Origin of the sequence: Pseudarthrobacter sp. NPDC080039 (genome assembly GCF_040702335.1) — a bacterium.
Taxonomy (GTDB): domain Bacteria; phylum Actinomycetota; class Actinomycetes; order Actinomycetales; family Micrococcaceae; genus Arthrobacter; species Arthrobacter enclensis_A.
Genome location: NZ_JBFBKY010000045.1, coordinates 1 through 13,626, shown reverse-complemented (window position 1 = coordinate 13,626; position 13,626 = coordinate 1). Strand labels below are relative to the sequence as shown.

At 66.5% G+C, this 13,626-nt stretch carries 12 protein-coding genes; 7 read left to right on the top strand and 5 right to left on the bottom strand.

Annotated elements, in window-relative coordinates; translation table 11 throughout:
* Window positions 1–243: 243 nt before the first annotated feature.
* The 3 genes from AB0313_RS21435 to AB0313_RS21425 form a co-directional block, all read right to left on the bottom strand.
* Entirely contained in the window at window positions 244–849 is a 606-nt protein-coding gene (locus AB0313_RS21435; RefSeq protein WP_141940924.1) for a dihydrofolate reductase family protein, read from the bottom strand.
* 118 nt (window positions 850–967) lie between these two features.
* On the bottom strand, window positions 968–2,293 hold the full coding sequence (sepH, locus tag AB0313_RS21430) for a septation protein SepH (RefSeq protein ID WP_366308284.1): 1,326 nt from the start codon (window positions 2,291–2,293) through the stop codon (window positions 968–970).
* 150 nt (window positions 2,294–2,443) lie between these two features.
* Window positions 2,444–2,932 (bottom strand): DUF3093 domain-containing protein, encoded by a 489-nt coding sequence (locus AB0313_RS21425; RefSeq protein WP_141940926.1) that lies wholly within the window; start codon window positions 2,930–2,932, stop codon window positions 2,444–2,446.
* Window positions 2,933–3,047: 115 nt separating this feature from the next.
* On the opposite strand from AB0313_RS21425, the gene dut reads away from it, so the two are divergent.
* The 4 genes from dut (at window position 3,048) to AB0313_RS21405 (ending at window position 5,510) form a co-directional block, all read left to right on the top strand.
* A complete protein-coding gene (dut, locus tag AB0313_RS21420; protein WP_141940927.1) occupies window positions 3,048–3,563 on the top strand; it encodes a dUTP diphosphatase in 516 nt (171 codons plus the stop codon).
* Between the two features lie 111 nt (window positions 3,564–3,674).
* The gene (locus tag AB0313_RS21415) at window positions 3,675–4,391 is read left to right on the top strand and encodes a DUF3710 domain-containing protein (protein ID WP_307309049.1); all 717 of its coding nucleotides are present in this window, start codon (window positions 3,675–3,677) and stop codon (window positions 4,389–4,391) included.
* Window positions 4,363–4,746 (top strand): hypothetical protein, encoded by a 384-nt coding sequence (locus tag AB0313_RS21410; RefSeq protein ID WP_307309047.1) that lies wholly within the window; start codon window positions 4,363–4,365, stop codon window positions 4,744–4,746. Before AB0313_RS21415 ends, AB0313_RS21410 begins: the two co-directional genes overlap by 29 nt.
* Window positions 4,743–5,510, top strand: a complete 768-nt coding sequence (locus tag AB0313_RS21405; protein ID WP_141940929.1) for a DUF3159 domain-containing protein — start codon at window positions 4,743–4,745, stop codon at window positions 5,508–5,510. The genes AB0313_RS21410 and AB0313_RS21405 overlap by 4 nt, the downstream gene beginning before the upstream one ends.
* A gap of 81 nt (window positions 5,511–5,591) precedes the next feature.
* On the opposite strand, the gene AB0313_RS21400 is transcribed toward AB0313_RS21405, so the two are convergent.
* Together AB0313_RS21400 and AB0313_RS21395 are read right to left on the bottom strand one after the other, a co-directional pair.
* Window positions 5,592–6,350, bottom strand: a complete 759-nt coding sequence (locus tag AB0313_RS21400) for an NAD-binding protein (protein WP_141940930.1) — start codon at window positions 6,348–6,350, stop codon at window positions 5,592–5,594.
* Window positions 6,347–7,021, bottom strand: a complete 675-nt coding sequence (locus AB0313_RS21395) for a TrkA family potassium uptake protein (RefSeq protein WP_141940931.1) — start codon at window positions 7,019–7,021, stop codon at window positions 6,347–6,349. Before AB0313_RS21395 ends, AB0313_RS21400 begins: the two co-directional genes overlap by 4 nt.
* A 119-nt stretch (window positions 7,022–7,140) precedes the next feature.
* On the opposite strand from AB0313_RS21395, the gene AB0313_RS21390 reads away from it, so the two are divergent.
* From AB0313_RS21390 to AB0313_RS21380, 3 genes are all read left to right on the top strand, one after another.
* On the top strand, window positions 7,141–9,117 hold the full coding sequence (locus AB0313_RS21390) for an APC family permease (protein ID WP_366308280.1): 1,977 nt from the start codon (window positions 7,141–7,143) through the stop codon (window positions 9,115–9,117).
* Entirely contained in the window at window positions 9,114–10,502 is a 1,389-nt protein-coding gene (locus AB0313_RS21385; RefSeq protein ID WP_366308278.1) for a TRAM domain-containing protein, read from the top strand. Before AB0313_RS21390 ends, AB0313_RS21385 begins: the two co-directional genes overlap by 4 nt.
* A gap of 166 nt (window positions 10,503–10,668) precedes the next feature.
* Window positions 10,669–13,482, top strand: coding sequence for an aconitate hydratase (locus AB0313_RS21380; protein ID WP_141940934.1), 2,814 nt, complete (start codon window positions 10,669–10,671; stop codon window positions 13,480–13,482).
* The last annotated feature ends 144 nt before the right edge of the window (window positions 13,483–13,626 follow it).

Here is a 13,626-nt window from a genome sequence, read left to right as displayed (position 1 = left end):
GGATGGAAGGTGGCCGGGCAGCATCGACGTCGTTCATCACCACGGATCCCCCTGGGAGGATGCCCTGGAACGGTTCCTCCGCGCCCACGCCTGACAACTCCAGCTGCCAGTGGAGACCTTCGGATGCCCGTGGAGCAGGCCCAGCTGGCGGGCTATCGCCGTGCTCGCCGCTGGACTCGTCGCGGCAGCCCACATGCTCCGTTGATCACGTGCTCCGTTGCATCGGGAGCTGTTTGCTTGGTGCTAGCCCACCCGGCGGTAGCGGATGTGGGTGGCGAGCGGCGAGTGGAGCACCTCAACGGGCTCGAAACCGAACGCTTCCGTTCCGTCAAAAATCCGTTCACCCGATCCAAGCAGGACGGGAGCAATGTCGAGGGTAAGTTCGTCGATCACGCCTGCGGCCAGCGCTTGGCGGACAGTGGAGGCGCCACCCGCGATGTCCACACCATTCTCACCGGCGGCTTCACGTGCTGCGGCGTAGGCGGCGTCGAAGCCATCGGTGACAAAATGGAAAGTTGTCCCGCCCTCCATCCGGATGGGTTCGTGCGGGTGATGGGTGAGGACAAAAACCGGCGCGTGGTAAGGCGGTTCGTCGCCCCACCAGCCCTTCCAGTCCTCATCCCAATTGCCCCGAATGGGACCGAACATGTTCCGGCCCATCACATAGGCTCCGCGGGGACGCATCAGCCATTCGGTGGCCGTCTTGTCGGCGTCATTGGCACGTGGATCGCCGATATGCCAGCCATGCAGTTCCAGTCCGCGCTTGCCCAAGGGGTTCTCACGGCTTTGGTCAGGCCCAGCGACGAAGCCGTCAAGCGACATCGACATGTGGCAGGTGGTGTCCGGCACAGTAGACCTCCCGTGTGTCAGCGCCTTTGCATCGGGCGTGGTGGTTCTGGGGATCCTAGCACCCGTGCACGGCTCTGCATATGCGGGCAGGACCGCGGCCCGGAAGCCTCTTGGGTTACTAGTCGCTGCGGGTGCCGAAGACTATTTCATCCCAGGACGGCACGCTGGACCGCTTCGGCCGCGCCGGACGCTCCGGTGCCTCGGTCTCGGGAAGTTGGCCCGTGGAGGGGGACGCATCGTCCTGCTTGGCTGAGCGGCGGGGATTGCTCCCCAACAGCTCGTCCAGCCCTGCTCCGCCGGTTCCTGCTCCGCCGGATCCGGCTCCAGGAGTGGAACCTGAGGGCTTCTGCGGGGACGCTGCGATGGTGATTTCCCTGGTGTCGGTGCTGACGCCGTCGTGAAGCCGCAACGCGTCGTCGTGGTTGTCCCGGTGCGGCGGAAGCAGGCTGAGCCTGGACAGCATGGAAGGCCTGGCATCCCTGCGTTTGATGAAGGAGTCACCCTGGTGTGCCGCGGGGGTATCCGGCTGCTCGTCCTGCGGCTCGGGTTCCTGCGGCTCGGGTTCTGCGGGAATCTCGGACGGCCGGGGGTGTGCGGCCGGCACTCCGTGCGTCAGCAGCATTGCCAGGGCGTCGTCCGAATCCTCGTCCACGCCCAGCCGCTGGCCGCGCCGCGACCGCAGCATGTCCAGCAGGCCGTCCGACTCCTTGGCGGAGTCCTGGACATGGCCCTGGGCGCCGGAGGAAGGCTTGGTCGAGTCCGCATCGGTTTCGAAATCGAAGGGGCGGTCGGACACGGCAGTGAGCCGGCGTGCGGGAACAGGGCCGTCCAGCGGCTCGAGCTCGCTTAGCTGCTGTGCCCAGCGGTTGTTGTTCTGCAGTGTCTTCCGGGCGGGGTTGAACGTCCACAGGGCCGGAGGTTCCTCCCCGATACCCGACGTTCCGCCGGTCTTGGCCTCGAAGCTTGCGGAGACGGTCCATGTCCCGTCCTGGCGGCGCCACGAGTCCCATTCCACGGTGGCGGGGTCAACGCCATGGGCGGACAGGCGGTGCGCAACCATGTCCTGCAAGGTTGCGGGATTGTCCCCGAAGGCAGAGCGGTAGATGTCGTGTCCGGGGGAGGGTGCCGCAACTTCCACTTTCCGCGCCTGCTGGGCAACGTACTCGCGTTCCGCCAGGACCGGACCCTCGTAGCGCTCCACTTTGGCCAGCGGCATCCCGGAGAGCTCGGCAACATCGGCGGCGGTGGCCCCGGCACGGATGCGGGCCTGGATATCCCTGGGGGACATCGGAACGGCGGCCCGTTCCTCCCGCATTTTGGCCTTGGACCGGCTGGCCGTCCTGAGTGCCTCGTCGATCGGCAGCTGGAACATCTCGCCGCCGGCCCCGCTCAACAGGAGATGCGTCCCGTCGTCGTGCACGCCTACAAGCCGTAGATCCTGCATACAAATCCTCCACCCTGGCATTACTATCAACCGAAACTCTGCCACCCGCCGGGGCGGAATTGGCTCAAGGAGCAGGGCGCGCCGTTATTTTCCGCTGGATTCCAAGGCTCAAAGGCGGGTGAAGCGCCGGGCCCGGGAGCCGGGGAGGTATCAGCGGCGGGTCAGGGCTGCCGTGAACTGGTCCGGGTGGCGGGTGGAGGCCAGCCAATAGGGGGTTCGGTCCGCCGGATCCGTGATCTCGATCTTCACCACGGGATCGATCCAGCCACGGATGCATAGGTAGGCGAGCCCATTCAGGCGGGTGCCCCGTTCCGCCGTTGCTTCGCCGGACGTGTACTGCTGAACAACACCAACGAAGCGCCGTTCAATGGTGGCCCTTCCAACCGTGAGGGCGTTCTCCGTGACGGTTATGGCAGGCGTTGACAGGACCAGGAGGACGGCGATGATGGCAAAGAGCACCAGAGCCGCCGTGTAGCCCGCCGCCATGCTGATGGGGGCGAACACCAGGATTCCCGCCGCGGAGACGCCGGCTCCGATAATCCACATCCAGGCATTCGGCCACAGCTTCTCCCGGTAGATAACGGGTGCCCCTGTGGAGGGCGTGCTGGGAACGGAGGCGTGCGGGCTTGATTCGGGCATAGCCCAAGCTTTCCACCTTTGGCTGGGTATTTCATCTTGGTCGCGGCTGCTTCCCGGTTGGCCGGGCAACGGCTCCCTAGGAGTGATTTGGGAGCGCGGGTTAGAGTGAGTGACTGTGACTGATCATCCCGCCACGGTAGACCTTGTCCCCGATGCAGCATTATCCGCTCCTGCCCCCACCCTGCAGGTTCAGTTGAAGATGCTGGACCCGGAACTGGAAGCACCCTCCTACGCACATCCGGGCGACGCCGGCGCCGACCTCCGCGCCCGCGAGGACGTGGTCCTGTTGCCGGGAGAGCGCAAGCTGGTCCCCACGGGAGTCGCCATCGCACTTCCAGACGGGTTCGTGGCCTTGATCCACCCCCGCTCCGGCCTGGCCACCAAGCACGGCCTCACGATCGTCAACGCTCCCGGCACCGTGGACGCGGGCTACCGGGGCGAGATCTCGGTAACCCTCCTGAACACCGACTCCTCGCAGCCGATTGAGTTGCGGCGCGGCGATAGAATTGCCCAGATGGTCATCCAGCGGGTGGAGTACGCCCAGTTCGTTCCTGTCAGCGAATTGAGCGGATCCGTGCGCGGGACGGGTGGCTTCGGCTCCACCGGCGGTTTCACGGTTCCCGGAGCCTGACACGCGCCACACAGCGTCCGCTGCCACGCCGGCATGCACGACGGCGGCACCCCCAGGGTTCCGGCCGGCAGGTTTGAGAACTGGCACACTTTCAGAATTAAGGAGTCACCCATGGTCTTTGGGTTCGGCAGGAAATCAAAGAATGACGAACCGCCGGCGGAGCCGGCCGAAGAGCTCACGCTCGCTGAGGCCGGCGAAGACGCCGGCTCCCCGGACGCGCGCCGCGCAGGCGGCCCGTTCGACGAATCAGAGATCACCAGCCGCGACGGCTTTGTGGACCTCGGTGCCCTGCTGATCACTCCCAGCGAGGGCCTCCAGCTGCGCCTCGAAGTGGAAGAGGCAACGCAGCGGGTGGTGGCCGTGACCCTGGACCTGAACGGTTCCAGCCTCCAGCTGCAGGCCTTCGCGGCGCCCAAGACTGAGACCCTATGGGACGAGATCCGCGAACAGATTGGCCAGTCCGTGGGCGCCCAGGGCGGCCAGGTCGAAGAGGTGGAAGGCTCGTTCGGCACCGAACTCGTGGCCAAGCTGCCCGCCGGCCTCCCGGACGGCAGCCAGGGCTACCGGGTGGCCCGGTTCATCGGCGTGGACGGCCCCCGCTGGTTCCTGCGCGGCGTCCTGGGCGGACCCGCAGCCCTGGAACGCCCCGCTGCAGAGCCGCTTGAGTCCCTGTTCCGGCAGGTCGTCGTAGTTCGCGGGGACAGCCCCATGCCGCCCCGCGACCTCCTGCAGCTGCGGCTGCCCAAGGACGCCTCTGCTGCACCTCCGCCTGCCGCGCCCACCCTGGAGGAGCCCGAACGTGGTCCCGAAATTACCCAAATCGGCTGAGTCCCCGCACCCCGGGACCGCGAAGCCGGCCGGCGCAGTGACGCCACTTGGCCACTTGCCGGACAAGGGGCGGGTTCTCTGCCAAGGCCACATTGAGTCGGTCACCTTCGTTCCTCCCGACCGAACCCCCGAATTCAGCGCCATCCTTATCGAGGACGACGCCGAACGCCCGGCCTCAGGGCCGGCCCGGCGCAGGCCGGCACGTCTTCGCGTCGTCTGGCTTGGCCGGCGGCGGGTGCAGGGCATCGAAGCAGGCGCGCAGATCCGGGTGGAGGGAATGCTGGCCCGCGGCAAGGACATGCCCACCCTCTTCAATCCCCGCTACGAGATACTGTCCAGCCAGGAGCACCAATGACCGCGCAAGAGCCCGACCAGCCGTCCGGCGCTGCCAACCCCGCCAACGGCGGCCGGCAGCAGGGCGGCCCCCAGGCTGCCGGGCAGCCTTCGGTGGCAGGGCTCGCAGCCGAATACGCCGCCAAGGCCGGCCTGCACCGCACCCACGACGGCCGGGTGGACGTCCTGCGCAGCGCCGGGGGAGTGCAGGGCATTGCCGAAAGCATCGTTCCAGGACTGGTGTTCCTGGTGGCCTTCACCGTCACCCGTGAACTCACGCTCTCACTGGTTGCGGCCCTGGCCTCGGCTGCGGTCTTCACCGTTGTCCGCCTTGTGCAGCGTCGTCCCCTGACCCAGGCGCTGGCCGGCGTGGCGGGCGTCGGCATTTCAGCATGGCTGGCCAACACCACCGGCAAGGCCGAGGACTTCTACCTCCCCGGCTTCTTCACCAACGCCGCGTACATCCTGGCGATGGTGGTGTCCATTGCCGTCAAATGGCCCGTGGCCGGGCTGCTCTTCGGCTTCATCCGCAACGAGGGCCTGGACTGGCGCAAGGAACCGGACCGGGTCAAGGCCTACCGGCTGGGAACCTGGATCATCGTCGCCGTCCTGGCGCTCCGGCTCATCGTGCAGGTGCCCCTCTACCTGATGGGCGCCGATGGCCTGGCCGCCCTCGCCACCACGCGCCTCATCATGGGCGCGCCCCTGTACATCCTGGGTATCTGGGTCGCCTGGCTGGTTACGCGGCCGGCCCAGGCTGAACCCGAGACAGATCCCGCCTCCTGACGCGACAGCCTACCGCGCCCCGGGCGCTTGACGCCCGGGCCTCCCGGCCCAGGCACCCGCGGTTAGGGCGCGGCCGCTGACCTAGCCGTCGAAGCCGTCGTCGTCCGCTGCATGCCCGTGGCCTCCAGGGACGGCTGGCAGGCTGTCGGCTGCCGGCTGTTGCCCGCTGTCGATGCTGCCCGGTGCGGAGGAAAGCAGCTCCCGCAGTCCGTCCTCAGCGGCGATGGTGGTCACGAAGAAGAGTTCGTCCCCGCCGTCGATCACGTCGTCCCGGCTGGGGGTGATGGGGGCCTGGTCCCGAAGGATGGCCACCAGCGTGGCGTCCTCCGGCCAGTGGATGTCCCCGACAGTCATGCCGATGACGTGGGAGTCGTGGGGAACGGTGAATTCCACCAGCGACGCCACCCCGGTCTGCAGCGTCAGCAGCCGGACCAGGTCGCCGATCTCCACTGCCTCCTCCACCAGGGCCGTCATCAGCTGCGGAGTGTTGACGGCGACATCGACGCCCCAGGAGTCATTGAACATCCAGTCATTCTTCGGGTTGTTCACCCGCCCCACGGTGCGGCCCACGCCGAACTCGGTTTTCGCGAGCAGGGACACCACCAGGTTGACTTTGTCGTCCCCGGTTGCAGACACCACCACGTCGGCGTCCTCCACCTTGGCGCCCTGCAGCGTGGAGAGCTCGCAGGCGTCGCCCACCAGCCAGTGGGCACCCCGGAGCCCGCTGCGCCCAATCACCTCCGGCTTGAGGTCAATCAGGAGGATCTCGTGCTTGTGCGCCAGCAGTTCGCGGGCGATGGATGATCCGACGCTGCCGGCGCCGACGATAACGACTTTCACTGGTACTCCTTGGCAGGGGCTTTGGCGAGGATCTGCGCGATCTGGGCGCTGCGGTCCACCTGCAGCATGGCGTGCACGGTGTCCCCGTCCTGGTACGCGGTTCCCGCGTCAGGCAACAGCCCCTCGCCGAAGCGGGTGAGATAGGCCACGCGGACGTCGGCGGCCTTTTCGATGCTGCTGATCCGGTGCCCGACCCAGCCGGCGTCCAGGTCCAGTTCGGCCAGGACCAGCCGCCCGGACGGCTCGCGGAAATCGCCGGCGAGGTGCTGTTCGGGAAGGATGCGGCGCAGCACCTGGTCCGCGCTCCAGCGGACGGCGGCCACTGTGGGGATGCCCAGGCGCTGGTAGATCTCGGCGCGGCCGGGGTCGTAAATGCGGGCCACCACGTGCGGGACGTGGAAGGTTTCGCGGGCAACGCGCGTGGCCAGGATGTTTGAGTTGTCACCGCTGGACACAGCAGCGAAAGCATAGGCCTCGCTGACACCGGCCTGCTTAAGGGTGTCGCGGTCAAAGCCGATGCCGGTCACCTTCCTGCCGGTGAAGCCCTGGCGGAGCCGGCGGAAGGCGCGGTCGTCCTGGTCGATGATGGCCACGGAATGCCCGGCATCCTCCAGCGTGTGCGCCAGCGTTGCCCCCACCCGGCCACATCCCATGATCACGAAATGCGCCACCGTATCTCCTCTTGTATCTGCGTCACGAACGTGCAGCTAGAACTCTACCGGTATGGCACTGGTCCGGCTTGGCGGGCGCCCGTCATGACATCCTCCGCGAATCAGACTAGCTTTGTGGGGTGTTGACAATACTGAACGCCGTCAAACGCGTGCTGGTGGGCAGGCCCTTCCGGAATGACCGGCTCTCCCATACCCTGCTCCCCAAGAAGATCGCACTCCCGATTTTCGCGTCCGATGCCCTGTCGTCCGTGGCCTACGCGCCCGATGAGATCCTGCTGACCCTGGCCCTGGCCGGGGTCAGTGCCGTGACCGTCTCGCCGCTGGTGGGCCTGGCCGTGATGGTGGTGCTGCTGACCGTTGTGGCGTCCTACCGGCAGAACGTGCACGCCTACCCTTCAGGCGGCGGCGACTACGAGATCGCCAACGAGAATATGGGGAAGTATGCCGGCCTGACGGTCGCATCGGCCCTCCTGGTGGATTACGTGCTGACAGTGGCCGTGTCCATGTCCTCGGCCGCTGCCTACCTCACCACGGCTGTACCGTCACTGCACGGTGAGCAGGCCGTCATAGCGACCATCGGCGTCGTCATTCTCGCGCTGGTGAACCTGCGCGGCATCAAGGAAGCGGGAAGCGTCTTCGCTGTCCCCACGTACATCTTCATGGCCTCCATCCTGGGCATGACCGCGGTGGGCATGTTCCAGGCCGCCACCGGACAACTGGGCCAGGCGCCCTCGGCGGCCTTCACCATTGTCCCGGCGGAGGGCTTCGATCAGGGCCTGGTGGGGCTCACCGGCGCCTTCCTGCTGCTCCGGGCGTTCTCCTCCGGTGCCGCAGCACTCACCGGCGTGGAAGCCATCAGCAACGGTGTCCCCAACTTCCGGCCGCCGAAGAGCAGGAACGCGGCCACCACATTGCTGCTGCTCGGCGTCATTGGCGCGGCGATGCTGGCCGGCATCATCTACCTGGCCAACGCCACCAAGGTCCACATCGTGCTGGACCCCGCCAAGGAATTCCTGCTGAACGGGAATCCGCTGCCTGAGGGCTACATCCAGAACCCGGCCATCAGCCAGATCGCGCAGACCATTTTCGGGGAAGGGTCCATTCCCTTCTATGTCGTGGTGGCTGCCACCGGCGTCATCCTGGTGTTCGCGTCAAATACCGCCTTCAACGGTTTCCCGGTCCTGGGTTCCATCCTTGCCCAGGACGGCTACCTGCCCCGCCAGCTCAGGACCCGCGGTGACCGGCTGGCGTTCAGCAACGGCGTGCTCGCCCTCGCTGCCGGCGCACTGGTGCTGATCATTTCCTTCAACGCGGACGTCACCAAGCTCATCCAGCTCTACATCGTGGGTGTCTTCATCTCCTTCACGCTGAGCCAGCTGGGCATGATCCGGCACTGGGGCCGCGAACTGAAACTCGCCAAGGACAAGGCCGTCCGGCGCCGGATGATGAAGTCCCGCACCGTTAACACCATCGGCTTCGGCATGACGGGCCTGGTGCTGGTGATCGTACTGATCACCAAGTTCGAGCAGGGTGCCTGGATCGCGCTGCTGGCCATGTTCATCCTGTTCCTGATCATGTGGAGCATCCGGTCCCACTACGACAACGTCGCCAAGGAACTTGCCGTGGACGAGGATTCCTCGCCGCGCGCCCTGCCCACCCGCGTGCACGCCGTGCTGCTGGTGTCCCATGTCCGCAAGCCCGTGCTGCGGGCCCTTGCCTACGCGCGTGCATCCCGTCCTTCCCGGCTGGACGCCATCACCGTGGACATCGATCCGGAGGAAACGGCGCACACGATTACCGACTGGGAAAAGCTCGAGATTCCGGTTCCGCTGACTGTCCTGGCCAGCCCCTACCGCGAGACCGTGACGCCCATCATGGAATACGTTAAGCAGATGCGGATGGACTCTCCGCGGGACCTCATCGTCGTCTACATCCCCGAGTACGTGGTGGGCAAGTGGTGGGAGCAGCTGGTGCACAACCAGACCGCGCTGCGCATCAAGACCCGCCTGCACTTCGAACCGGGTGTCATGGTGGCCAGCGTGCCCTGGCAACTTAAATCATCCGAAGAAGCCAAGAACCTCCAGGACGTCCAGTGACCGCCAGAACCTCCACCACTGCGACGCCGGCAACCGAGGAAACCGGCCACGCCGGCGAGGAGGCCGTGCTCGACGTCGGACCCGTAGCCCACGGCGGGCACTGCGTGGCACGCCACGAGGGCCGCGTGGTTTTTGTCCGGCACGCCGTTCCAGGCGAAAAGGTCCGGGTCCGGCTGACCGACGCGGGCGACGACGCAAAGTTCTGGCGGGCGGACGTCATCGAGGTGCTTGAGGCGTCCCCCGACCGGGTGGAACACTTCTGGCGTCCTGCTGATTCCCTGCGTGCATGGGTCCACGGCCACCCACCCGTGGGGGGTGCCGAGTTCGGCCACATCACCCTGGCCCGGCAGCGGAGCCTGAAAGCGGAGGTCCTGGCCGAGCAACTCACCCGGCTTGCCGGCCTGGAGGACGTGCCGTCCGTGTGGTCCGGCGGCGTGGAAGCTGTAGGGGAAGGGCACGACGGCGGCGCCGGCCTCGGATGGCGCACGCGGGCCAGCTTTTCGGTCACCCCCGGCGGGAAGCTGGGAATGCACGCCCACCGGTCCCACCACATCGTCCCCGTGCAGGAGATGCCTCTGGCAAGCGACGCGATCAATGGGCTGCGCCTGTGGGACCTGGACCTGCAGGGCGTCGAGCGGGTGGAGGTGGCGGCGCCGGCCAATGGTTCCCGGCCCCTGGTCCTGCTGGCACCTGCGCCGGGAACCAAGGAGAAGCGGTTGCGGGGAGTCGCCGCGGACGTCCAGGGCGGCGCTTCCGTCGCCGCTTTCGATCCGCTGACCGGGGGTGTGACACAGTTGCGGGGGCGCACCTGGGTGCAGGAATCGGCTGCGGGGCATGAGTACCGGGTGACCGGCGATGGCTTCTGGCAGATCCACCGCGACGCGCCCGGGACCCTTGTGGGGGCTGTCACAGAATTCCTGAAGCAGGGGGAGTTCCTGCACCCTGGGTCTGTGGTTGCCGATCTCTACGCTGGCGCCGGACTTTTCACCGGCGTCCTGGCTGACGCAGTGGGGGAGACGGGGTCAGTGCTCTCGGTCGAGGGAGCTCCGGGCACCAGCCGCGACGCCCGGAAGAACCTGCATTCGGCACAGCAGGTGGAAGTTGTCCAGGGCCGCGTTGAGCGGGTCCTGCGCCAGAAGCCGCGGAATTTCGACGCGATTGTCCTTGACCCGCCGCGGGCGGGTGCCGGGAAGGCCGTCGTCGGCCAACTCGTCTCGTCGCAGCCCCGCGCGGTCGCCTACGTGTCCTGCGACCCGGCATCGTTCGCCCGTGACCTGGGCTACTTCCGCCGCTCGGGCTGGGAACTGGCAGGACTGCGCGCATTCGACCTGTACCCCCACACGCATCACCTCGAGACGGTGGCGCTGCTGACGCCGGGTCCATGATCCCACCTGCGTTTTGGACTACGATGGCCCTAGTAGTCCCACGTCGCGCCCGAATTCTCGGCCGGCCGTGTGCAATTTTCGGGCCCTGGAAACTACTTAGGGCCTCCTAACTAGCAGGCGGTCAACCGCGCGACAAAGATGAAACTGTTGCGAGAGGAGTCCTGCGATGAGCACTGTGGACAGCTTCGGTTCAAAAGGCAAACTTAATGTAGCCGGAACCGAATACGAAATTTTCCGGTTGAACTCCGTTGAAGGTGCAGAAAACCTTCCGTTCAGCCTCAAGGTATTGCTTGAAAACCTGTTGAGGACCGAGGACGGCGCGAACATCACTGCCGATCACGTTCGCGCTTTGGCAGGCTGGGATCCGAATGCGGAGCCCGATACAGAAATCCAGTTCACGCCGGCACGCGTGATCATGCAGGACTTCACTGGCGTTCCCTGCGTCGTGGACCTCGCCACCATGCGTGAGGCTGTCAAGGAACTCGGCGGAGACCCCAAGCGGGTCAACCCGCTGGCCCCGGCGGAAATGGTCATCGACCACTCCGTGCAGATCGACGCCTTCGGCAACTCCGGCGCTCTGGAGCGCAATATGGAGATCGAGTACCAGCGCAACGGCGAGCGGTACCAGTTCCTCCGGTGGGGCCAGACGGCGTTCGACGACTTCAAGGTGGTCCCGCCGGGCACCGGCATCGTGCACCAGGTCAACATCGAATACCTGGCCCGCACCGTCATGACCCGCGAGGTTGACGGCGCCCTGCGCGCCTACCCCGACACCTGCGTCGGCACCGACTCGCACACCACCATGGTCAACGGCCTGGGCGTGCTCGGCTGGGGCGTCGGCGGCATCGAGGCCGAGGCTGCCATGCTGGGCCAGCCGGTCTCCATGCTGATCCCGCGCGTCGTCGGCTTCAAACTCACCGGGTCCATCCCGGCCGGTGCCACCGCCACCGACGTCGTCCTCACCATCACCGAGCAGCTGCGCCAGCACGGCGTGGTGGGCAAGTTCGTCGAGTTCTACGGCGAGGGCGTCGCGGCCGTGCCGCTGGCCAACCGCGCCACCATCGGCAACATGAGCCCCGAGTTCGGTTCCACCGCCGCGATGTTCCCGATCGACGACGTCACCCTCGACTACCTGCGCCTCACCGGCCGGTCCGACGAGAACGTCGCCCTGGTCGAGGCCTATGCCAAGGAACAGGGCCTCTGGCACGACCCCTCCCGCGAGATCAAGTTCTCTGAGTACCTCGAGCTGGACCTGTCGACCGTGGTTCCGTCGATCTCCGGCCCGAAGCGCCCGCAGGACCGGATCATCCTCACCGAGTCCAAGGCGCAGTTCCGCGAGGACCTCCGCAACTACGTCAAGGTGGACCTCGCCGACGGCAGCCTGGACGAAGCGATCGACGAGAGCTTCCCGGCATCCGATTCGCCGTCCTTCACCGCCTCGGCGACCCACCTCACGGAGCAGGCCCCGCACGCCCACGGCCCCAAGTCCAACGGGCGTCCGTCCAAGAAGGTGGCTGTCACCACCGCCGACGGCCGCGAGTTCGAACTGGACCATGGAGCGGTGTCGATCGCCTCGATCACCTCCTGCACCAACACGTCCAACCCCTCCGTGATGCTGGCCGCCGCACTGCTGGCCCGCAACGCCGTGGAGAAGGGCCTGGCCGCGAAGCCTTGGGTCAAGACCTCCGTTGCTCCCGGCTCCAAGGTGGTCACCGACTACTACAACAAGTCGGGCCTGACACCGTACCTGGAGAAGCTCGGCTTCTACATCGTGGGCTACGGCTGCGCCACCTGCATCGGCAACTCCGGCCCGCTTGACCCCGAGATCTCCGAGGCCATCCAGGCCAACGACCTCTCCGTCACAGCCGTGCTTTCCGGCAACCGCAACTTCGAAGGCCGGATCAACCCGGACGTCAAGATGAACTACCTGGCCTCCCCGCCGCTGGTCATCGCATACGCCCTGGCCGGAACCATGGACTTCGACTTCGAAAATGATGCCCTGGGCCAGGACGAGGCCGGCAACGATGTCTTCCTCAGGGACATCTGGCCGAACCCGGTCGAGGTCCAGCAGGTCATCGATTCCTCGATCGACAAGGGCATGTTCGCCCGCGGCTACGAGGGCGTATTCGAAGGCGACGACCGCTGGAAGGCCCTGGACACCCCCGCCGGCGACACCTTCGCCTGGGATGAGAAGTCCACCTACGTCCGGAAGCCCCCGTACTTCGAGGGCATGCAGGCCCAGCCGGAGCCCGTCAAGGACATCACCGGTGCGCGCGTACTGCTGAAGCTCGGCGACTCCGTCACCACCGACCACATCTCCCCGGCAGGTTCGTTCAAGTCCGACACCCCCGCCGGCCAGTACCTGCTGGCCAACGGCGTGGAGCGCAAGGACTTCAACTCGTACGGCTCGCGCCGTGGCAACCACGAAGTGATGATCCGCGGCACGTTCGCGAACATCCGCATCAAGAACCAGCTCCTGGACGGCGTGGAGGGCGGCTTCACCCGCGACTTCACCCAGGCGGACGGCCCCCAGGCCTACGTCTACGACGCCGCCCAGAACTACCAGGCAGCCGGAACTCCGCTGGTGATCCTGGCAGGCAAGGAGTACGGTTCCGGTTCGTCCCGCGACTGGGCCGCCAAGGGCACCGCGCTGCTGGGCGTCAAGGCCGTCATCGCCGAGAGCTACGAGCGGATCCACCGCTCCAACCTGATCGGCATGGGCGTCCTGCCGCTGCAGTTCCCGGCCGGCGAGAGCGCTGCCAGCCTGGGACTGACCGGCACGGAAACCTTCTCGGTTGAGGGCGTCACTGCCCTGAACGAGGGCACCACGCCCAAGACCCTGAAGGTCACGGCCACCGCCGAGGACGGCTCCTCGAAGTCGTTCGACGCCGTCCTGCGCATCGATACCCCCGGTGAAGCGGACTACTACCGCAACGGCGGCATCCTGCAGTACGTCCTGCGCCAGATCTCCGCGAACTAGCAGGCTCTGCCAGCAGGCAGCGTCTTCCCCGAAGCCCCGGCCGGTCACCTGAACTGCTCCCCGGAAGTTGGACTGAAAATTCAGTTTCGACTTCCGGGGAGCAGTTTTGCGTTCAAGTAGTTCTTTGTCGGCCGATCAGCGCGC